Origin of the sequence: Bacteroides sp. 14(A) (assembly GCF_000526555.1) — a bacterium.
Taxonomy (GTDB): Bacteria; Bacteroidota; Bacteroidia; order Bacteroidales; family Bacteroidaceae; genus Bacteroides; species Bacteroides cellulosilyticus.
In genome coordinates, this window is record NZ_JAGH01000002.1 from 999260 (window position 1) to 1022615 (window position 23356).

Consider the following 23356-nt stretch of genomic DNA (forward strand, 5'->3'; position numbering starts at 1 on the left):
TAAAGGAGTTAGAGGAGTCAATTAATAACCATGCAAATAAACAAATAATGATGAAGAAATACAAAATGGCTTTTATTTTATATCTTTGCACCATTATTATTTTAATAATCAGTATAGAATGAGCGTAGAAGTTGCTTCTCTGTCTCGGGAGAAGGAAATATACAAAGTAACGATTGTTGGTAGTATTGTTAATTTTGTGCTACTTGCCTTTAAGTTTGTGGCAGGTATTCTAGGCCATAGTGCTGCTATGTTGGCAGATGCGGTTCATTCTTTATCTGATTTTGTGACGGATGTCATTGTTCTCGTGTTTGTCCGTATTTCCAATAAACCTCAGGATAAAGATCATGATTATGGACATGGGAAGTATGAAACGTTAGCCACCGCTATTATTGGAATTCTATTATTACTGGTGGGATTCGGCATTTTGTGGAATGGTGCTTTTTCTATTTGGGCTTTTATGAAAGGAGAACAACTGGAGGCACCTGGAATGGTGGCACTGATAGCTGCTCTTATTTCTATTTTGCTGAAGGAGATATTATATCAATATACAGTTATTAAGGGGAAGAATTTGAATTCACAGGCAGTAGTAGCCAATGCCTGGCACCATCGGAGCGACGCTTTTTCGTCTATAGGAACGGCTATAGGTATTGGAGGTGCAATCTTGTTGGGCGAACATTGGCGGGTACTCGATCCGATAGCTGCTGTGATTGTCAGTTTCTTTATAATGAAGGTAGCTATTCAACTGTTGATTCCTTGTGTTGACGAGTTGCTTGAAAAGTCTTTGCCGGATGAAGTGGAGAAAGATATTGAGCAAGCATTGCTCTCTTTTCCCGGAGTTAGTGAGCCGCATCATCTCCGTACGAGGCGTATCGGTAGTTATTGTGCGATTGAGGTACATGTGCGCATGGACGGGGGGATTACGTTGGAAGAAGCTCATACTACGGCTACGGCTATTGAACATAAATTAAAAACAATGCTTGGCGAAGGTACGCTGATTAATATTCATGTAGAACCCAAGAAGTAATGGAAAGTATATTAATAACAGGAGCCAGTGGATTTATCGGAAGTTTCATCGTGGAAGAGGCGTTGAAGCGGAAGTTCGGCGTGTGGGCGGGCATCCGTTCGAGCAGCAGCCGGGCATATCTGCGAAACCGTAAGATACACATTCTGGAACTGGATTTTGCACACCCCAATGAATTGCGTGCGCAGCTTTCCGGCCATAAGGGAACATATAATAAGTTCGATTATATCATCCATTGTGCCGGTGTCACCAAATGTACCGACAAACGGGAGTTTGACCGGGTGAATTATTTGCAGACGAAATACTTTGTCGATACTCTTCGTGAACTGAATATGATACCGAAGCAATTTATCTATATCAGTACGCTGAGCGTGTTTGGCCCTGTTCATGAGAAAACTTATCAGCCGATTACGGAAGAAGACTCCCCTATGCCCAATACTGCTTACGGGCTGAGTAAACTTAAAGCGGAGCTTTATTTGCAAAGTATTCCCGCTTTTCCTTATGTCATCTATCGCCCCACGGGAGTGTACGGTCCGCGTGAAAAAGATTATTACCTGATGGCTAAGTCCATCAAGCAGCACACGGACTTTGCTGTTGGCTTTCGCCGGCAGGATCTGACATTTGTTTATGTGAAAGATATTGTGCAAGCTGTATTCCTTGGTATTGAAAAACAGGCATGCCGACGCGCCTATTTCCTGGCAGACGGACAGGTGTATCGTAGCCGCGCTTTTTCCGACCTGATCCGAAAAGAATTGGGTAATCCGTTTGTAATTCGGGTGATATGCCCATTAATTATATTGAAAGTTGTATCTTTGCTCGCTGAATTCTGGGCGGTGCGTAGCAAGAAGCCCAGCACTCTCAATTCTGATAAGTATAACATAATGAAACAACGCAATTGGCAATGTGACATCAGCCCGGCTGTAAGAGAGTTGGGATTTGCACCTCAGTACAATCTGGAACAAGGTGTAAGGGAGACTATTGCCTGGTATAAGAACGAGGGATGGCTTTAGATTTATTTAAAAAGGTAGAAACCCGGAAGGGGTTATTTGCAGTTGAGAAGATAACACTTATATATAATTTGTTGACTTCGATTTTGATCTTGTTTCTTTTTCAGGAAATGGATCATCCGGTGCAGATGTTGATTGACCGCGCAATGATTGCGGGCATGACGTTTTTATTGATGTATCTTTACCGGCTGGCACCCTGTAAGTTTTCCGCCTTTGTGCGTATTGCTATCCAGATGTCCTTGCTTTCCTATTGGTATCCCGATACGTTTGAGTTTAACCGGATATTTCCGAATCTGGACCATGTGTTTGCTTCAGTAGAGCAGTGGATGTTCAACGGGCAGCCGGCGGTATGGTTCTGCCTCCGTTTCCCGCATATGTGGGTAAGTGAGCCGTTCAATATGGGATATTTCTTCTACTATCCGATGATTTTGATTGTGGTAGTGTGGTATTTTATTTATCGTTTTGAACTTTTCGAGAAGTTGTCGTTCGTGCTGGTCACCTCTTTCTTTATCTATTATCTGATTTATATCTTTGTTCCGGTGGCAGGTCCGCAGTTCTATTTCCCGGCTATCGGCGATGATAATGTGGCGCAGGGTGTGTTTCCTTCCATTGGAGATTACTTCAATCATAATCAGGAGTTACTGCCCGGACCGGGATACGATCATGGATTCTTTTACAACCTGGTAGAGGGTTCTCAGCAAATCGGTGAACGCCCTACAGCTGCTTTCCCCAGTTCGCATGTGGGAATTTCCACTATCCTGATGATTATGGCGTGGCGTGGTAGCCGCAGGTTATTTGCCTGTCTGTTTCCTTTCTATGTACTGCTTTGTTGTGCCACGGTGTACATTCAGGCGCACTATTTGATTGATTCGATTGTAGGATTTGTTTCTGCTTTCGGACTGTATGTGATGGTGACGTGGATGTTCAAGAGATGGTTTGCACAGCCGATGTTTAAGTAAAGTAGGATCTATATATCCTACGTGTCCCATCTATATATCCTACGCATCCCATCTATATGACGGACGTGCAGCATCTATATATCCTACGCCACCGATATATAGATGCTAAAAGAACAGTATGTATAGCATAGACAGTGGTACTAAGACAAGAAGCACTCATACCGTCGGCAATAAACCGGATATAGATGATATGTAAGATTATTCTTATAATAGTGTGAACTCGATATAATTAAAATAGTGTAGGTTGCCCGTCTTTGATAAATTTATATCAATGATGGGTTTCTTATTTAATACGAGTCCTTCTGTGATCGAGTATGTTTGTTCTAATAAACAGTCAGCCCTTGCTTTGTTTGTGCTGACAAAGCAAGGGCTGAGGAAACAATACTAAGGTCCGTATCGTTTTATTTCACACTTTTTGTAGTTGTTCCCGGTGGAACATTATCGTCTCCTCCCGGTGTAGTGCGTTCGGTACGGAAAGTAGTGTAATAACTATATCCCACTCCATTCTTATTTTTGGCATAAGCACGTACATAATAGTAAGTATATGCTTTCAAACCGGTAAGGTTGACGGTGAAAGTCTTACTCTCCTTATCCAAAGTGGCCTTCACATGACTATCCTTATCTATGGTTGGTTCTGAAGTGTTTTCACTCCAACAGAAGCCTACTTCACTGATTTCAAGTTCTTCGCTTCCGTCACCGCCATCACTGGCAATCTTGCCTTCCATGGTGGCAGTAGTGCTGCCTATCGACCCCTCTTTTACCGATGCGTTGGTATTCGGGGTAGAAGAGGTGGAAGTAAAGAAGTTGGTGGCCGAACTATAAGATGTACCTTTGGCATTGGTGGCATAAGCACAGATATAGTAGCGTTTCTGATAGGTTAATCCTGTCAATTCGGCGGTGAAGGTGTCATCGGTGGATTGGGATACTATTTTGAGGACTCCCGCTGCACCTATAGTAGGGCTGACTACTGTGGTGGAATATACAAATCCTTTTTCAGTGATTTCAAGGCCACCTTTATCAGAAATAACAGCTTGGGCAGTGGAATGATCGTCGTGGACGGCAGTCATTGCCATGTTCACTACTTCAGGAGCTTTTGTCAAGGCAGTGGTAAACTCGAAGGCAGGACTGTAGCCGGTGCCGTTTACGTTTTTGGCGTAGGCACGTACGTAATATTTCTGTCCTTTGGTCAGCGAAGTCAGTTTCAGGCTGAAGTTGTTTCCTGTACCTTCGGCTTTCATAAACGCATCGTTTTCGAGGGTAGGAGTCGAGGAGGTACTACTCCAACAGATTCCTTTTTCTGTGATATCACGTCCGCCATCAGTCTTAATAGTGGCATTTACGGTTGCTTCCGTTTCACCTACTCCGGTGACTTCGGAGATGGCAACAGTAGGCTCATACGTGCGTCCCAGAGTGAATTGGGTAGCTTCGCTGTAGAATGTACCGTCGCGTGTTGTGGCATAAGCGGTGGCATAGTAAGTAGCGCCCTCGTTCAGATCTTTCAGGTTTACACTGATAGCGTTTCCTTGACTGCTATCAACGGTGTGTTGCCCATCTGTTGCCGGTTTGGTAGAGAAAATACTGTAACAGATACCTTTCTCCGTAACTTCTACACCCGAAGGCACTGTGATGGTACTGCTTAAAGTGGCAGAGGTTACTTCGATCTTGCTTGCTTCGGGCTTGGTCAGGGTAGCCACCTGTTTTTGTTCAGTCTTGAAGGTGAGGATGTTGCTATATCCCGTACCCTTCTCATTGGTGGCATAAGCGCGCAGATAGTAAGTTGTTTCGGGGTTCAGATCCTCTATGACTTCACTGAAGTTGGCTGTTTCACTATTGCCGGTCACTGTCTTCAGGTTTTCGATGGTGGGTACTTGGCTTTCAGTACTCCAACAGAAACCATATTCGGTCAGCTTGAAGCCTCCGTTGGTGCTGACGGTGGCAGAAGGCGTGGCGGCAAAAGCCGTAACGGTGCCCATGCTGCATGTCAGTTGAGGAATCTTCAACTCTTCGGTTGTGAAAGTGACGGCCTCTCCATATCCGGTTCCCGCCTTGTTGATGGCGAAAGCTCTGACGATGTACTTGGTTTTGGCTTGCAGGTCGGAAATCTGGACACTGAAAGTTTCGGCTTCCAGGCTGACGGACCGGGTTTTGTCAGATGTGGTTGGCTCCGGCATACCTTCTTGATAAACTTTGTAAGCAAACCCGCGTTGTGTAACGTTTTGTCCTCCATTATCGGTGATGTCGCTGCTTAGTAATGCTCCATTTTCATTGATGTTGGTGGCGATGGTTGCTGCCGGTACGGGGGCAGTACTTGAGAGGGTCTCAAACTTAATCACTTCGCCTTTAGCTATGCTGCCCCCACTACGGGCACAAATGCTGTAACAGTATTCATTTCCCGGAGTTAATCCGTCAATGGTACAGACGTATCTGCCTTCCGTCGTATTGTCCGGGGTGGCTGTAAATTCTTCCGCATCGACTAAAGTATTTCCTTTGGCAAAAAGGAAGAATACCTCTGCTTTCACAACGCTGTTTGCATGTGGCACAACGCTACCGGAGAGAAGGGCCTCGAAACGGGTCAGCTCTGCGGCGCTGTTGGTCACCAGCGTGGGCGGATATGTCTGCGGCTCTTTGTCCTCACTGCAACCTATCAGGCAGAATAGAAGCAATAAAGGGAGAACCACGTTCTTTATCTGATTTATTTTCATTGTAATTCGCTTGTTTAGTAGGTTAGAATACAAATCCCAGACCGGCGGTTGCTTCGTGATACTTGAAATTTACAGTGTGGAAACCTGCCGAAATACAGAACTTGCCGAAACGCAGGATACCACCCAGTTCACCGGCTACACCTGTGGCTGAGTTATCCATATCTTTCACCTGTGTGCCTTCAGCATATTCTTTGTCACCTATTGTCATTGGAGCTGCCAGTTCGTAGGTCAGTGTGCGAGTACCGTATCCGGCACCGGCATAGAGATAGAACTTCTTGCCCAGTTGACGGAAGTAACCGCCTGTGATAGACATGCGTGATTTGTTTTTCGTTCCTTCTTTATAGAAAGGAGCGGTAGTTTCTTCACTACCTGTTATGATGCCGTTCTCATCGCATTCCAGTTCACCGCTTGCCGAACCGAAGTCGCTACGGAAACCTACATAGAAACCGTTCTTGCGTCCGAATCCCAGCATGGCACCAAAGGTGGTTCCATTAGGATTGTATCCGGCCTGAAGCATGACGAGAGTATTCATCGGTACTTTAGGCTTGATAGTAGATTCCATGTGGAAGGTGGGGCGAACTGTTTCACCGGCGGTCACGTTCAGTAGGGTGTCGATGGGGAAGTAAGTTTGCTTCTCGATGCGTACTTTGTATTCCTTGATGGCCATACGGTCGCTGCGGTAAGGGGTTTTACCTACCAGAACGCTGTCGATATAAACGTCGGCATCCTGTTCGGGCAGTGAGAAGATTTCTACATAGCCGAACTTGGGTTTCAGGGTGACACTCTTGATTACCTGTTCGCTGCCCAATGTAACGATTCCGGCATCCGGTTGATACATGGGAGCTTCTACACGGTAAGTATGTTCGCCTTTGGGCATGGTTGCAGAGAAGAGTCCGTTTTCGATAGGCACTTGTTCATCATCTACATACACGTTGGCGTTGGCAGGTTCGGGACGCAGTACGAAGAATTGCATGTTGTTTTCTACAACGGGCTTGTCTTCGCTGTCTCCGGTGTTCAGCACCATTTCGTATACGGTGCCTTTTTCAATGATGTCCGGGTAGAAGTAGTTTCGCAGGATACCCAGCTGGTCATGCAGGATAGAGATACGACGTGCGCCACGGGGAACGTAAAGCCAGATTTCTCCGATTTTGTTCTCACGTGCCGTGATGCCGAGTGCGTCCGGTTCAAACATCAGGTCCTTCACGTTGGTCACGATACGAATCAAGGCGCAGACCTCACCGTTCTGGTCTTTCTTTGGGGCGGTTACGCGTGCCGTGATGTCCGTTTCCATTCGGTTAAACGATGCTACGGCTATTTTGCTTTGTTGCGCCAGTGCGGCGGGGCAGCAGATCACTGCTACCACTACCGCTGCCAGCCAGCATTTCAGTTTGTTTGATTTCATTCTATTGTTCGTTTATTCACGTTTCTATTTCGTTCTCAATTCTCTTGGTTATCGTCCGATAACGACTTTCTGACCTTCCAGCAAGTAGATGCCACTGTCCAGTCCGTGCACCTCGTTCATGCCTTCGCGGGCTTCAATGATGCGTACGGTACGTCCGGTAACGTCGTAGATGTTGATGGTACGGTCAGTGTTTGTGTTGATGTAGAGGACGCCGTCACGGCTATAAGCTTTTGTTGCTTTTTCCGGAGTGGCGAATGGAATGTCTTCGATGCCGGTGATAGTGCCATCACCGCCACCGATACTGTAGAGCATGGGGGCGCTGGCTACTGAGGTCTTGCCTTCGTTAGTCACAAGGTATGCTTCAAAGGGGTAGACGGCAGGATTGCTATAGTGCTCACTATAGTTCTTTATGAATACGCTGCCGGCGGGATAATTCTTTTCATCGGTATTGTAATAGTTGTTTTCATTCAGCACATACACTGTATCGTGCTGCATTACTCCTTCGTATGTGGGCACAAAGTCAAATTTGGTTCCTTTGCTGCGCTTCAAAGCGCCGGCAGTGGGTTTCAGCGTGACACCGTTGGTGGCGTCGGAAGTGGTGAAGTTGACATATCCTGAGATGTTATTTTCGCTAGGATACTTTTCGTTGTTAGGCATACAGATTAAGTAGGCTTTGTGTGCCTTGATTTCTGTAGCAGCCTTGTATTTGCCATCAGTTCCCAGTTCATAGAGCCAGAAAGGTAGTGTTCCGGCAGTCTCCAAAGCTTTACTTCCGAAGGGAGCCAAGGCAACAGTGTCTTTTTCATTATATCCGTCCCGTTCATAAGAAATCTCCTTCACGTCGAAAGGTAACACGATTGTTTTCCATCCCGCTGCTTCACCATAACCGCTATTTGTGTTGAAGTGCTTCCGGTAGTTGATCATCTGGGTTTTCATTTCTTTGTTTACTGAGAAACTATATTTTCTGTTTTCATTGGTATAAGCTATGTCGATACGTTTTGTCAGACCGTTATAGAAGATGTAGCCGATGTCGTTGTTGCTGCTTACAGCACCGTTGGCAGGCAGGTAGAGGTTGTCTATCTGTCCGAATTTGTCTCTGGGGAATTCTGCTGCGGAATTCCAATGTACATCGGGCAGGTGATAATACCTATTGTAGCTGCCGTTCTCATCGCTGATGTACTCGTTTCCACTGCATCGAAATGGGGTATATCCTCCGTCTCCCCATGCAAGAGCGGCATTAGGGGTAATATTCAGTGAGCCTCTGATTTCTGCTTCATAGAATGCACCGGAATTAATTTTTGTTACGGTACTTGGTATTTCAACACAGTCGAATTTGGCATAACGGAAAGCTTGTTCTCCGATTTCAGTAACAGTGGCAGGCAGGCGTAAAGTATCGATTTGACAGCGGTTAAGGGCATTTCTGCCAATACTGGTCAAGTTGGCGGGGAAATTAATCTCCTGAATGTAACATCCACTGAAAGCATTTTCTTCCAACGTGGTCACTGTTTCCGGAAGTTTCACCGTCCTCAGTTTGTTGTTTTCTGAGAACCAATTTTTGATGGTGGTGAGTTTTGTGGCGGAGAAATCTACGGTTTTCAATCGGTTTCCAGAGAATGCGTAGTTGCCGATTGTTGTCAGGCTGGCGGGGAAGTTGATTTCCTCAATAGGAGAATATTCGAAAGCCTGTTGTTCTATTTCAATAACGGTTGCAGGTAGTTTCACTACGCGTAGACTATCAATGTTTCTGAACCAACCACTGATTTTAGTGAGTGAAGTGGCGGAGAGGTCAATGCTTCTGATTTTTTTGCAATAACCGAAAGCATTGTCACCGATACTACTTAATGCAGCCGGCATTTTTAGGGTCTCTAGAGATTGGCTGTTATAAAAAGCTTGATACTCTATTGTCTTCACTGTAGCTGGGAAAGTGACTGTGCGCAAACTGTCGCAAGAATAGAATGCATATCTGGGTATTGTTTCCAGTTTGGTAGTTGAGAGATTGACGTTACGTAGCATGTCGCATTCGTTGAATATGGCATGTCCTAATGACGTTAAAGCTGCACCGTTGAAATCTATCGATTCCAGTTTGGTGCAACTATAGAATGCACCGCTTTGATCATAATTAAAGTTTGCTGATTTTTGGAAATTTCTATATTCTGTATCGTAGATATAGCCTATGTTAAAACTGTTTGTATTGGCAGGGGATAATATTTCTGTCAACGACTTGGGCAGTTTGATACTTTTGAGTCCGGTTGAGGCAAAACTGCCGTAAGGCAAAGCTGTTATTCCCTCAGGTAAGGCAATACTTGTGAGGCCTGAAAAGCGGAAACAGTTGTCTCCTAAAGTGGTTAGGGTAGTGGGCAAAGATATGCTCGTTAATTTGGAACAATATGCAAAAGCGTCATATCCTATGCTGGTTACTCCTTCTGGGATTTTTATGCTTTTTAAGCTGTTGCAATGATGAAATGTTTGTCCGGCAATAGCTTTTATGGACGTGGGCAGAGTGATACTTTGTAAAGTGTCACAATCGTAGAACGCGCCGCGCCCTATCTCTTTGATAGAGTTGGGCAAGGTAATAGTGCTCAGGCTGTCGCAATTGAGAAAGGCGAAGCTACTGATTGCTTCCGGGGCTGCATTTGCTGCAAAAGCTATTTCCTTGATACCGGTGTTACTGAAACCTCCAATAGTTTTCATGGTGGTAGGGAAGGTTACTTTTTTCAATAGCAAACACCCATCGAATGAGTTGTTGCTCAAGCTCATCACTCCCTCTTTTAGGATAACTTCCGTCAGTCCGCTATTCTTGAAAGCACCTGGGCTGATGTTCTGTACACCGCCGGGGATGGTTACTTTACCTAAGGAGGAGCAGCCATTGAAAGCGTAGTCTTTTATATAGATAAGTCCGTTGGGGAGCACAATATCTTTCAGCTTCGCGCAGTTATTAAAAGTATATTCTTTGATTTCCGTTACGTTGGCGGGGAAGTTGATGGAAGTTAATTCAGTACAACCATCGAAAGCATTCTTTCCGATGATGGTTAGGTTGCGGTATAAGGTAAGGCTGGTCAATCCGCTATTTCGGAAAGCGTATTCACCGATGCTTGCCAGAGTTTCGGGCATGGTAAGACTGGCAAGTGCAGCGCAACCGTCGAAGGAAGAGGTACCAATGGAATTAACAGCTGTGGGGAGGTTGATACTTGCCAGAGCGGCGCAACCGGAAAAGGCGGATGAAGAGATTCGGGTGCCTACGTTACCTTTGAAGCTGACAGAGGTTAGCGCAGAGCAATCTGTACAATAGAAATCGTTCACATTGACATTGGTGGGAATAGAAAGTGTGGTTAGCCCCGTACAACCTTGTAGGCTACCGATTTCGACAGTTGTTTCGGGGAAAGTGATCTTTGTCAAGCCGGAGCAACCCATGAATGCACTGTTCACTCGAGTTACAGTGGATGGCAGGGTGATGGATGTAAGTGCTGTACAATTTAAGAACATACGGTTCATCAACAGTTTGATCCCTTCGGTTAGAGTGACATTTTTTAATTTGGGACAGTTATAAAAAGTAGCTAAACAGCCCCTGTGAGCATAATATTCAGCGGAAGAAGTGTCATAATCACTATCCCGCGCTCCATTGATGTTGTTATAGCCGGCATAGTCGCGGATTTGCCAATCTTCAATGTCCATCTTATTGGGATTACCTAATGTAGATGGCAGAGATGCGCTGATTAATTCTGCACAATTCATAAATACACTGTTTCCCATCAATTCCACTCCTTCGGGAATAGTGATGGAGGTCAGTTTTACGCAGTTGCCAAATGCTTTGGAGCCTATGTAGACTAATGTAGACGGAAATTCTATCTCTTTCAGGTTGACGCATTGATAAAAAGAGGCGCAACCGAATTGATCATTGTTATTATAGTATGAGTCATAATTATTGGGATATCCTCCTATTTTCGTTTTCTCCGCATTCCAAGGATCATCACTATTCCAGGATCCGATAGCCCATACATCCTTCGGCATCGCAATCTTCTCCAGTGCCGTCATCGCATAGAACATATAGTCGCCTATCACATTGTCCTGGGTGAAATAGTTCGTCAGGTAGTAGCTGTCTCCACCTTTCACAATGTTGGCGTTCTTCAGATCCAGCGTTTTCAGCGTGCCGCCCATGGCGCGTATAATCTTGATATCGCTACCGTTTATAGGACCATTCACGGTGAGTTCGGTCAGTGAGGCCAACTCGCTGTCGTTAATCATGCCGGACAGTGTTCCGGCTTCAGTCAATGTGACCACTTTAGCTTGCAGGCTGCAAATGCTTGCAAACAGAATGCATACCAATGCATAAAAATGTTTTTTTAGTCTCATGATATATCTTTTTTTTATTATTCTAACTATAAGTATTACTTGTTTCCACTCCGCGTAACGGGTTCCGGTGTTGGGTTGTCTCCATCATCAGGACCCGGTTTGTCGGCATCCTCGGTGGTGAAGTACCGTTCGCTGCTGTAGCCTATGCCTTTGGAGTTGATGGCATAAGCCCGTACACTATATTGTGTCTTACCGGTCAGTCCGGTCAGCTTGGTCTTCATGTTGGTGCCGCTGGTAGTTACCACAACTTTGGTACCGTTATCTACGGTAACTTCCGTTCCGTCTTTCACTTTGTAGATAAATCCTTTTTCAGTGATCGGCAGGTTACCTTCATCGCTGATGCTGCAATTCAGCCATGCCGTAGTAGCATATACCTCAGAATAATTAAGGTAGTTGAGCTTCGGCTTACGGGTATTGTCGTCGTCATCAGGTGTCGGATTATCGTCTGGGTTTGGTGGTAGCTTATTGGTGCTAACATAATTGGAGCCGGTAGTGGTTTCACCGTTTTTATTAGTTGCATAGCCGTACACGTAATATTGGGTATTTGCCTCCAGTCCACTGATGGTCCCTGTTACCTTGGTTCCGTTGAGCGTACCGAGAGCGTCAGTATATTCACTGTCACTCGATTTCTTCCATTTGAAGCCCGTTTTCGTTAGTTCTGTACCTCCGTTGTTAGAGACTTCAAATTCAAAACTGAGTTTATACGCTTCTGTCTTGGTACATTTCAATTCTCCCAATGTGGCTCTACTGCTGCTGCCCGTCTCGAAGGAGAGTGCCTGGCTGTATCCTGTTCCCACATTATTAGTAGCGTACGCACGTATATTATATAAGGTATTATAGCTTAATCCCGTTAGTTGCGCAGTGAAAGCCTCTTTAGTGTCTTTTGATACAAACTTTAGCGAGTAACCGTCGTCTACACTTGGATTGCTGCCGGTAGAAACCACGAATCCACGCTCTTTAATCGTTTCCCCGTCACCGCCTAAGCTGGAGATGTTGGCACTGGCCTGCGCATTATCATCTTTGATATTAATCACATTCAGACCATTCAGTGTAGGTTCCGTATGTTTTGTTGTGGTAAACTGCTCTACGGTGCTATACCCTGTGCCTTTGGCGTTAGTAGCAAATGCGCGGACGTAGTAGGTGACACCACCCTGCAGGTCGCCAAGGTTGACGAGAATATTATTGTCAGCTTCCGTAGATATCGCTTTGGTATCCTCCAGAGTCGGCTTGGAATTTGTGCTGCTGTAGCAGACTCCTTTTTCCGTTACTTCCAGTCCGCCATTAGTCGAAATGGTAGCTTTCACTTTGGCACCATTCTCCGTCAGGTCGTATACCCTGGGTTGTGCAACGGTAGGTGCGAATGTAGTTTCTGTATTGAACTGAATGTCACCGCTGTAGAATGTACCGTCACGGGTGATCGCATAGGCACGGGCATGGTAAGTATCTCCTTCTGTCAGTCCGGTGATGGTGGCTGTTACTTTCTGCTCGGTGCTGCTGTCCGTAACTTTACCTCCCTCTACAGTGGGGTTGGGATCTTTGCCGTAGCAGATACCCTTCTCCTTAATAACGCTTTCCGTTTCGTAGGCCATTAGGGCTGTGATAGTAGCGGTAGAAGATGTCAGAGCAGTAACAGTGGCTTGTGTCAGCGATACTACCTGCTCTTTATCTGTGGTAAATTCTACGGTCGAACTGTAGCCTATGCCTTTTTCATTCTTGGCATATGCACGCATGTAATATTTGGTACTGGCTGTCAGCCCTGTCAGCGTAGCGGAGAAACGTTGTGCTCCATCCATAGCCTGTACCTTCTGGCTGCTTTCGACGGTGGGCTGACGGCTTTCGGTACTATAGCAAAAACCGTATTCTTCCACTGTGAAGCCGTGATCCTGAGTTACGGCACCCAGGCAAACTGCTTCATAAGCAACCGCTTCTACCGGTTTATTGGCAAGGCTACCGGTTCCATTCGCTATGACCATCGGAATCTTTTGTTGAGTGGTGGTGAACTTTACCGATTCACCGTAGCCTGTTCCTGCATCATTGGTGGCGTAAGGGCGTACAATATAGGTGGTGTTTGCCACCAGATCTGTCAGTTCTACGGTGAAATCATCACCGAATGGCAGCTTGATGTTGTCGTCGAGGGTAGGTTCGGCGGCATTTTCAATATAAATGGCATAGGCGAAGCCTCGTACTGTAGGCTCGTAGCCACCATTATCCGTAATACTGGCGGTGAGGGTAGCGCTGTACTCGGTAACGTTAGTAGCCTCGGCAATGCTTAGTGAAGGCGGAATAGCGTCTTCAGTACTGAAACTGCTGCTCTTTCCCTTGATGACGGACTTACCGCTACGAGCAAAGATGCAGTAATAATACTTTTCTCCGGGCTTCAGTCCTTGGACCGTGGCAGTATAGTTGTTGCCGTCTCCCGGGGTAGCGTTGACTTCTTGTGCGTTGCTCAAGCTGGCTGATGTGGAATAAAGGAAGCCTATTTTCAGTTCTCCGGTACTGCCGGGATGCTTCATCACCGTTCCTTGGAAAGTAGCTCCAAAACGGCTCAAGCCCGTAACACTGTTGGTAGTCAGTGTCGGTGAATAAACTGAAGGCTCTTTGTCTTCTTCACAGCCCATTATGAACGGCAACAAGAACAATAGCATACATACATGTCTAATGACGTGCGCATGCTTAAATGCGTATTGTTGACCCATAAATTAAGTGTGTAAAATGTTGTTTAATATTCTTCGTTACAAATATATATATAATTTCTGTCCCGTTATTCTTTTTTATTCCAATAATTAAAAGATGTTAGTAAAATATTTTATTTGTAACGGAAAACCGTGACAAAAGAATTGCTGTCCTGCTATTTTATTGCATGTTCACCACAGAGTAGCACAGAGTCCCACAGAGTTTTGATTTCAAATTAATCTAAAACTCTGTGGGACTCTGTGCTACTCTGTGGTGAAAAATTAGAGAATCAGAAGTGGCTCAAATCTATCAGTCCGAAGTTCGGGTCTTTTTCCGGTTGCCATGTGCGGACGTGGATCACCGGTTCTTTAGGGTTGTTCAGGTCTACCATCAAGAACAAATACCCTGTATCACCGTAGCTGGACGAGAAATAATCCTGCTTGATCTGGATACCGTAAATTTCACCTCCTACACCCGACTTGCGAACTTGGTTGTCGGCAAAGCGGAGGTTGATGAATTCTGAGCTACGGAAGATGTGCTGTAATTTCTTCATGTATTCCGACTTTGTCTGACGGGTGTATTTTACAGCTTGCTTGCTCATGGCCTGTCCTTCGTTGCTGGCAGTGTGTTTCAGTACTGAACCGGTGATAATCAGGGCATCATCAGAGAAAATACTGTTGATATAATCGTAGCGCTTCAAAGCATAAGCCGTCTTATAACTTTCAAGGAAGTTGATAAGTACGTTGCGTACGGTATCATTCCAGGATGTTTGGTTCATGATATCGTCTACGGCAGGTTTGTTGAGGCCGAAGGAGAGGCAATCTATCTTACCTTCTTTGTTCAGGGTGAACACTACATCTTCTACAAACGTGCGTTGGTTGCTGAACTTGAAACTCATGGGAAGACTGCGGCAAGTTACTTCCCCATTGCACTCTAAGAATCTGAATTCCGGTTCGTTGATGATCTTGCCTTGTCCGTATTTGATGAGGCGGTTGAACATTTCATATCCGCTTTCGGTACATAAGGATTGTATATCGGTGAAATTGCGCGTACGAATAGCTTTTTCTACTTTCTTCATGGTATCGTCGTAGGCAGCGGATTCCATGGTGGACAAATAATGCATACCGCTGTTTGTGGTGGTGGCACTGTCTGATTCTGCCATTAAGGCTTCTTCGGTCTTTTCTTCACCAGGTTTCGGCTCCTCCCCTTCCAGTTTCAAGGCGCAGTTGCGCATGGCTATGGGGTTGACGGTTCCCATCACTTCTGACAGTTCGTTGTCGATATTGGCTTCACCTTCAAACATATACTCGGTGCGTAGTTGCAGATTGCGGGCATTGGCAAGCACAGGAAGTTCCACGATGCCTGTACCGTCTTTGGCTGAGAATATATTGGACCAGTCGCGACCGTCGAAATACGTGTAATCGTAGTTGCGGGCGGGCTGTCCTTTGTAAAGTACCTTGAGGTTGATCGTCTTCAGATCACCGTCCAGATGGGTGCTTTCCATACTTATTTTCAGATTGGAGAAGATCTCGTTCATCTGTTTGGGAATCCAAGTGGTGAGCAAGAGGTCTTTGCCGTCCTCATCCTTCATGGTGAGGAAGTTGCCGTCGGGGTAGCTCTGGAGTAGGACGAGCGCCCAGTAGTAATAACGCAGGGCATCGGCCACCTGGGCTTTCTTTTCGGCACGGACGGCTTCTTGGGCAAAGTCCAGTATCTTTGTCTTCCGTCCGTCGAAGATGCGTTGTATTTCGGCTACTTTGATATAGCGCATGACGACGGCTTCCGGTTCGTTTTGTATCACGATACGGCGGGTATTGTTCAGTGTAGCACGCGAGTAGGTGTTGATGACGGACTTGAATGTCTCGTCCACAGTTGCTTGATCATCCTTCATTCCGCCTTCGGTCAGTTGCTCGAATTTGGAAGATACGTTTGTGGAGATCTGGCTGATGAGTGCTGCAAGTGCTTCATTATCGGCTTTCTTCAAGGTAGCCGCGTTTCCCGTACCCCAGATGTAGTCTTTGCTGGTTTGTATTTCTTCAATGGATTGTCCTTTTGCGGCAAGGGCAATAAATAAGAATGTAACGATGATAAATGCGCTCCTTTTCATGTTGTTGCTTTTCATGTTGTTTCAATTCTTTGCAAAAGTAGAAACTTTTTTCTATAAAGCGGCATTTCAGTAAGTTATTTTTTATGCCTGTCAAAGGATGCTTGTAATTGTATTCTCTAATTGCATTCGATCCATACCCGAACCGTATCTGAGCCGTACCTGCTCCGTACCTTCTTCGGTCAAAGGTACCTTTATACGGAGAAACTACGGAGTTGGTACGGAGCAGATACGGCTCAGATACGGCCCGGATAGATTTAGAAAGTGTTTAGGAGTTATGCGGGTGAATGAAGTATGGGGGTGATATCGTCGAATATACGGAACAGTTCCTCTTTGGTCTCCGCCCTCAGCATGGCAATACGCGTCTCCCGGAAGTTCGGTATTCCTTTAAATAGCGGGCTTGCTGCCAAATGGCGACGTACATGCAGAATACCCCTTCTTTCATCCAGCAGATTGACGCTGTCCACTACCTCCTGGCGTAACACACTCAGTTTCCATTCGGCACTAAGCGGTGGCAACTCCTCGCCTGTTTCCAGATAATGCCTCACCTCCTTGAATATCCATGGGCGGCCAAAGCTGGCACGACCTATCATGATGGCATCCACTCCATAAAGATCGAAACACTCCTTTGCCCTTTGGGGACTGGTGATATCACCGTTGCCAATGATGGGAATATGCATACGCGGATTTTTCTTTACTTCACCGATAAGTGTCCAGTCAGCCTCACCGGTATACATTTGTGCACGGGTACGGCCGTGTATGGTGAGTGCGGCAATGCCACAATCCTGTAATTGCTCTGCCAGCTCCACGATAATCTTGTTGTTCGCATCCCAGCCCAGGCGGGTTTTTACGGTAACCGGTATCTTTACGGCATCTACCACGGCACGGGTAATCTCCAGCATCTTGGGAATATTCTGCAACATACCTGCACCGGCTCCCTTGCCCGCTACGCGCTTCACGGGGCAGCCGAAGTTAATATCGAGAATATCCGGACGCGCCTCCTCTACGATGCGGGCGGCTTCCACCATGGTTTCGGTATCTTTGCCGTATATCTGTATGGCTACCGGTCGTTCCTCATCACTGATATTCAGCTTCTGTTCGGTCTTGCTGACGGAGCGTATCAGGGCATCGGCAGATACGAATTCCGTGTACACCATGTCGGCACCGAACTTCTTGCACATCAACCGGAATGCAGGGTCGGTGACGTCTTCCATCGGAGCTAAAAATATGGGGCGTTCGCCCAAGTCTATGTGGCCTATCTTCATGAATCGATTGAACTAAATGATTATTTCGCTGCAAAAATACGGAAAAAAGCCTACCTTTGTATCATTCATTTATTTAACTAATATGGAATTATGAAAAAAGGTTTGGTTTTAGTTGTGATGTGTGTAGCAATGTTGTTTGCTGCCGCACCTTCGGCTTCGGCACAAGCACCGAGTGATGAGTACAAGGCTACATTGGAAAAAATGCTGGAACTATCCGGTTCTATGGCGTCGGCAAAGGCTATGGTGCCACAGATGATTTCTATGTTGAAACAACAATCATCGGCATCGGTTTCTTTTTGGGATGGCTTTCAGAAGAAATGGGAAGGAAAGTTTGGCAGTAAGCTGGCGGAACTTTACGCTCCTGTTTATCAGAAATATCTGACACTGGATGATTTGAAGAAAATTGTTGCTTTCTATGAATCGCCTGTAGGAAAGAAACTGGGCGCTTCTACTCCTGCCATGATGGCTGAGGGCATGCAAATAGGACAAAAGTTGGGAATGGAGATTGCCACTGAACTTCAACAGGAATTGCAGGCACAGGGAAAATAGTTACAAGTTACGAACTACAAGCTACAAGGGGCTACGCTATACTCCGAAAGGTACTCGTAGCTTGTAGCTTGTAACTCGTAGCTTATTAAATATATGATTTTATGGATTTAAAGGACTTTGAAATCATGGCCCCTGTCGGCTCGCGCGAATCACTTGCGGCGGCCATCCAGGCAGGTGCCGATTCCATCTATTTCGGTATTGAAAACCTGAATATGCGGGCCCGTTCGGCTAATACCTTCACTATTGAAGATCTTCGGGAAATAGCGCAGACGTGCGATGAGCACGATATGAAGAGTTATCTTACCGTTAACACTATTATTTACGATCAGGATCTGGCATTGATGCGCACCATCGTAGATGCGGCCAAGTCGGCAGGTATCTCTGCGGTGATTGCGGCGGACGTAGCTGTGATGAGCTATGCGCGGCAGATCGGTCAGGAGGTGCATCTCAGTACGCAACTGAATATCTCAAATGTGGAGGCCCTTCGTTTCTACGCACAATTTGCCGATGTTGTGGTACTGGCACGCGAGTTGAATCTGGAGCAGGTAGCGGAGATTTATCGTCATATCTGTGAGGAGAATATCTGTGGTCCCGGCGGAAAGCCTATTCGTATCGAAATGTTCTGTCACGGTGCTCTCTGCATGGCAGTGTCGGGAAAATGCTATCTTTCTCTGCACGAGATGAACCACTCTGCCAACCGGGGTGCCTGCATGCAGGTGTGCCGTCGCTCTTACACGGTGCGTGATAAGGAGACGGATGTGGAACTGGACGTGGACAATCAATATATCATGTCTCCCAAAGACTTGAAAACCATCCATTTTATGAATAAAATGCTGGATGCAGGCGTACGCGTGTTCAAGATAGAAGGACGTGCCCGTGGTCCGGAGTATGTACGCACGGTGGCGGAATGTTACAAAGAAGCCATCCGTTCTTACCTGGACGGCACCTTTACCGATGAAAAGATAGCCGCGTGGGATGAACGTCTGAAGACTGTATTCAACCGTGGCTTCTGGGATGGGTATTATCTCGGACAACGCCTCGGCGAGTGGACGAAGAACTACGGATCGGCCGCTACGGAACGGAAAATATATGTAGGTAAGGGTATCAGATACTTTTCTAATATCGGTGTTGCCGAGTTCCTGGTAGAAGCTGCCGAACTGAATGTGGGAGACAAGTTGCTGATTACAGGTCCCACTACAGGAGCAGTATTCACTACGCTCGATGAAGCTCGTGTAGACTTGAAACCGGTGCAAACCGTGAAGAAAGGACAGCATTTCTCGATGAAAGCGGACAAAATACGTCCCAGTGACAAACTCTATAAGCTGGTTTCTACAGAAGAACTGAAGAAGTTCAAGGGACTGGATATTGAGAAAACACGTGGATGATACACTTTTGATACAGTTATATTGAATATGGAAAAGTATATCTATGAGTTAGAGATGAAGGTGCGCGATTACGAGTGTGATCTGCAAGGCATCGTGAATAATGCAAATTACCAGCACTATTTGGAGCATACCCGTCATGAGTTTCTGCTATCTACCGGTGTCAGTTTTGCGGGATTGCACGAACAGGGAGTCGATCCCGTAGTGGCACGTATCAACATGGCGTTTAAAACTCCTCTGAAGAGCGGTGATGAGTTTATTTCCAAACTCTATATGAAGAAAGAAGGCATCAAGTATGTTTTCTATCAGGATATTTTTCGGAAGAGTGATGATAAAGTAGTCATAAAAGCAACAGTCGAAACGGTGTGTCTGGTGAATGGACGACTGAGTGACAGTAAGCTTTTTGATGAGATATTTGAGGCATACCTCTAAAATATCACCACAGAGTAGCACTGAGTTTCACAGAGTTTTATTTTTTTATGTGAATAATTACCTCTGTGAGATTCAGTGTTACTCTGTGGTGAATTGAATTTGTACAACCATGAACAACGACGAACGAATTTGCAGTATAGCCCTCACGCTTTGCCCCGGTATAGGACATATCGGGGCAAAGCGTTTAATAGACGGTATAGGAAGTGCTGCCGGAGTCTTTTCTCAACGTAAAGAACTGCCTGAATTGCTACCCGGTGTGAGTCCTACTATAGTTACTGCCCTTGATAATCCTGCCGCTTTCCTGCGTGCCGAACACGAAATGGAGTTCGTGGAGAAGAATCGCCTCACTTGTCTGACTCTCAAAGATGAAGCTTATCCGTCTCGTTTGCGCGAATGTGAAGACGCTCCGATAGCCCTCTTCTTCAAAGGGCATACCGATTTCAATTGTCTTCGTGTCATCAATATGGTCGGTACTCGCAATGCCACAGAGTATGGCAAGCAATTCTGTGTAGATTTCCTGCGTGATCTTTCCTCTCATTATCCTGATGTGCTGGTAGTCAGCGGTCTGGCTTATGGCATTGATATCCATGCCCATCGCGCTGCCCTGGCCAACAACCTTTCCACCGTGGCTGTCCTTGCTCACGGACTGGACCGTATCTATCCTTATGTTCACCGTAAAACTGCCATTGATATGCTGGACAACGGTGGACTCCTTACCGAATTTCTCACCGAAACCAATCCTGACCGGCATAACTTTGTCAGTCGTAACCGTATTGTGGCAGGTATGACTGACGCAACCATCGTTGTGGAGTCTGCCTCTAAAGGTGGTTCGCTGATTACGGCAGACCTTGCTGTAGACTATCATCGCGATTGTTTCGCCGTTCCGGGACGCATTTCTGACGCTTCTTCGAGAGGGTGCAATCTACTGATACAAGATAATAAGGCCGCTCTCATTCAGTCTGCCGAAGATTTTATAAAAGCCATGGGCTGGACTCATGAAGAGAAGCTTGCCAAACCGGAGGGCATCCAGCGCAATCTCTTCCTTGAACTGACAGGAGAGGAAGAATTTGTCATTCGTATTCTTACCCGTCAAGGGGATTTACATATTAATGCACTGGTTGTAGAAACAGATATCCCCATAAATCGTATGATCAGCTTGCTCTTTGAGCTGGAAATGAAAGGTGTTGTAAAGGCATTAGTAGGTGGAGTGTATCATTTGTTGGGATATTGATTCAAATTTCAGGGGCTTTTTAGCCATTGTTGGACGTGAATAGATACCACCCGTTTTTTGGGGAAATATCCTTCTTCAAAAGCAAAAAAATGCACATATATTTGCAGATGAAGTAGAATCCTAAATTGAAAGATTATGAAAACAGAAAAACATGTTGTTATCCTTTGGCTAATCATATCATTATTGCTGCCTACACTTGCCTGTGCGCAGTATAAATTTGATAATGTACTGTATGGGGCGGCTTATTATCATGAATACATGCCGACAGATCGATTGGATAAAGATATCCAAATGATGAAAGATTGTGGACTTTCAGTTGTTCGTGTCGGAGAATCATCGTGGGGCTTGTTTGAACCTCGTGAAGGCGAGTTTGAATTCGCATGGATGGATCGGATAATAGATAAGATGCATCAGGCAGGTATAAAAGTAATTTTGGGAACTCCCACTTATGCTATACCAGCCTGGATGGCAGAAAAACATCCGGATGTGTTAACTGCTTACGAACGAGGCAATAAGGCATATTATGGAACCCGCCAGAATATGGATATATCGAATCCTGCCTATTTGTTCTACAGTGAGCGTATCATTCGCAAAATGATGGAGCACTATGCCAATCATCCTGCCATTATCGGATATCAGGTGGATAATGAAGCTACTGCACGTGGAACTAATAATCATGACTTTTTTGTTGGATTCAGAAGCTATATTAAAGAGAAGTTTGATAATGATCTGGATTCTTTAAACAAAGCCTGGGGCCTGAATTATTGGAGTATGAACATTCATAGTTGGGAAGAGTTCTATACCAGAGATGGTGTTACTAATCCCTCGTACAAAAATGAGTGGGAACGTTATGGCCGTAAAAGGATTGCTGATTTTCTGAATTGGCAGGTAGATATTGTCAATGAATACAAACGGAAAGATCAATTTGTAACACATTGTTTTATGCCTGCTTTTCATGAAATAGATCAGGTGGAAAGTTTTCGTCAGATGGAGTATCCTGCGATTAATCCATATCATAGTGTGCAAGATGGCCAGAATGGCAGGTTAATATCATATTCGGGCGACCACATGAGGACTGTTGCTAAAGGCAACTATCTGATAACTGAAACGAATGCTCAAACCACCGGTTGGGATGCGAGGTATCAATATCCGCCTTATGATAATCAGCTCAGACAAAATGTATATTCACATCTGGCATCCGGGGCAAACATGGTAGAATATTGGCACTGGCACTCTATACATTATGGTCAAGAGACCTACTGGAAGGGAATTTTGGGACATGATCTTGAACCAAACCGCATTTATCATGAGTTTACTGCCGTGGCAAAAGAATTGAAGAATATAGGTAGTAAATTGGTTAATCTTAAAAAGAAGAATGACGTAGCTATTCTTTACAGTCATGATTCGTATTATGGATTAAGATTCATGCCTTATACTCATGGAGATAATTATCCGGTTGAAATGTTGCACTCTTCGCTTTATAATATGAATATAGAAACGGATATTGTTCATTGCGATAAAGTGAGCGATTTCTCGGAATATAAAATGTTGATTATACCTCCTCTCTATATTGCTACCGATGAACTGTTGGAAAAGATAGATGCTTTCGTGAAAAATGGTGGTAAGGTTATCATGATGTATAAGAGCGGTTACTGTAATGAACATTCTGCGGTTAGAGCTATGTTGGCTCCCGGTCCTTTACGTAAAGCATGTGGATTTTATTATCAGGAGAGTTCTACAATTGGATGGATGGAGCTGAAAGATAATCCGTTCGGACTAGATAATAAGAAGGCTATTGGTGAAATTATAGAATTCATTATACCCGAAACAGCCCAACCTTTGGCTTATGCTGATCATCCTTTCTTCGGGAAGTGGCCTGTAATAACTGAGAATAGTTATGGTAAAGGATCACTGGTATATATTGCTTCATATCCTTCGCAAGAGTTGTTTGAGAAGATAGTTCGTACAGAGGCAGAAAAGGCTGGCATTGTTTCCGATGATGAATATAAATTCCCTATAATAGTGAAGAAAGGAACGAATGATAAAGGTCGTACTATTCGCTATATATTTAATTATTCACCGACTTCTCAAGAGGTGGAATACAATTATGCATCCAAGGGAAAGGAACTGCTGAAGAACAGGACATTGAGCAAAGGCGATTCGATGACGATTGCTCCATGGGATTTGTTGATTGTTGAAGAGTGATATCTTTTCAAGATAAAATGAGTTCTTGCTTTATGAAAATAGATCAGGAATTCATTTTATCTAAGGACATATCT

14 protein-coding genes are annotated in these 23356 nt (G+C 45.2%); 8 read left to right on the plus strand and 6 right to left on the minus strand.

Annotated elements, in window-relative coordinates; translation table 11 throughout:
• The first annotated feature begins 118 nt into the window (after nt 1–118).
• From K429_RS0111345 to K429_RS0111355, 3 genes are read left to right on the plus strand one after another with little or no spacing between them, the layout of a single operon-like run.
• Entirely contained in the window at nt 119–1024 is a 906-nt protein-coding gene (locus tag K429_RS0111345; protein WP_007211562.1) for a cation diffusion facilitator family transporter, read from the plus strand.
• Complete coding sequence (locus K429_RS0111350) at nt 1024–2031, plus strand: NAD(P)-dependent oxidoreductase (protein WP_026366998.1); 1008 nt, start codon at nt 1024–1026, stop codon at nt 2029–2031. The genes K429_RS0111345 and K429_RS0111350 overlap by 1 nt, the downstream gene beginning before the upstream one ends.
• A complete protein-coding gene (locus K429_RS0111355) occupies nt 2022–2987 on the plus strand; it encodes a phosphatase PAP2 family protein (RefSeq protein WP_007211564.1) in 966 nt (321 codons plus the stop codon). Before K429_RS0111350 ends, K429_RS0111355 begins: the two co-directional genes overlap by 10 nt.
• Nucleotides 2988–3388: 401 nt before the next feature.
• On the opposite strand, the gene K429_RS0111360 is transcribed toward K429_RS0111355, so the two are convergent.
• The 6 genes from K429_RS0111360 to dusB all read right to left on the minus strand — a co-directional run bounded on the left by K429_RS0111360 (nt 3389) and on the right by dusB (nt 17483).
• The gene (locus K429_RS0111360; RefSeq protein WP_026366999.1) at nt 3389–5689 is read right to left on the minus strand and encodes a fibronectin type III domain-containing protein; all 2301 of its coding nucleotides are present in this window, start codon (nt 5687–5689) and stop codon (nt 3389–3391) included.
• 22 nt (nt 5690–5711) lie between these two features.
• On the minus strand, nt 5712–7091 hold the full coding sequence (locus tag K429_RS0111365) for a PEGA domain-containing protein (RefSeq protein WP_007211566.1): 1380 nt from the start codon (nt 7089–7091) through the stop codon (nt 5712–5714).
• A gap of 48 nt (nt 7092–7139) precedes the next feature.
• Nucleotides 7140–11441: a leucine-rich repeat domain-containing protein gene (locus K429_RS0111370; protein WP_026367000.1), complete on the minus strand. Its 4302-nt coding sequence runs from the start codon at nt 11439–11441 to the stop codon at nt 7140–7142.
• A 35-nt stretch (nt 11442–11476) separates the two neighbouring features.
• Complete coding sequence (locus tag K429_RS0111375; RefSeq protein WP_026367001.1) at nt 11477–14137, minus strand: fibronectin type III domain-containing protein; 2661 nt, start codon at nt 14135–14137, stop codon at nt 11477–11479.
• 266 nt (nt 14138–14403) lie between these two features.
• Nucleotides 14404–16236 carry an LPP20 family lipoprotein gene (locus K429_RS0111380; protein WP_225979465.1) on the minus strand — a complete coding sequence of 611 codons (1833 nt, stop codon included), beginning with the start codon at nt 16234–16236 and terminating at the stop codon, nt 14404–14406.
• 257 nt (nt 16237–16493) lie between these two features.
• Nucleotides 16494–17483, minus strand: coding sequence for a tRNA dihydrouridine synthase DusB (gene dusB / locus K429_RS0111385; RefSeq protein ID WP_007211571.1), 990 nt, complete (start codon nt 17481–17483; stop codon nt 16494–16496).
• 90 nt (nt 17484–17573) lie between these two features.
• On the opposite strand from dusB, the gene K429_RS0111390 reads away from it, so the two are divergent.
• The 5 genes from K429_RS0111390 to K429_RS0111410 all read left to right on the plus strand — a co-directional run bounded on the left by K429_RS0111390 (nt 17574) and on the right by K429_RS0111410 (nt 23282).
• On the plus strand, nt 17574–18032 hold the full coding sequence (locus K429_RS0111390) for a DUF2059 domain-containing protein (RefSeq protein WP_007211572.1): 459 nt from the start codon (nt 17574–17576) through the stop codon (nt 18030–18032).
• A gap of 101 nt (nt 18033–18133) precedes the next feature.
• A complete protein-coding gene (locus K429_RS0111395; protein WP_026367002.1) occupies nt 18134–19417 on the plus strand; it encodes a peptidase U32 family protein in 1284 nt (427 codons plus the stop codon).
• A gap of 27 nt (nt 19418–19444) precedes the next feature.
• The gene (locus K429_RS0111400; RefSeq protein WP_007211574.1) at nt 19445–19846 is read left to right on the plus strand and encodes a thioesterase family protein; all 402 of its coding nucleotides are present in this window, start codon (nt 19445–19447) and stop codon (nt 19844–19846) included.
• 109 nt (nt 19847–19955) lie between these two features.
• Nucleotides 19956–21077: a DNA-processing protein DprA gene (dprA, locus tag K429_RS0111405; protein ID WP_026367003.1), complete on the plus strand. Its 1122-nt coding sequence runs from the start codon at nt 19956–19958 to the stop codon at nt 21075–21077.
• Between the two features lie 135 nt (nt 21078–21212).
• Nucleotides 21213–23282, plus strand: a complete 2070-nt coding sequence (locus tag K429_RS0111410; RefSeq protein ID WP_007211576.1) for a beta-galactosidase — start codon at nt 21213–21215, stop codon at nt 23280–23282.
• The last annotated feature ends 74 nt before the right edge of the window (nt 23283–23356 follow it).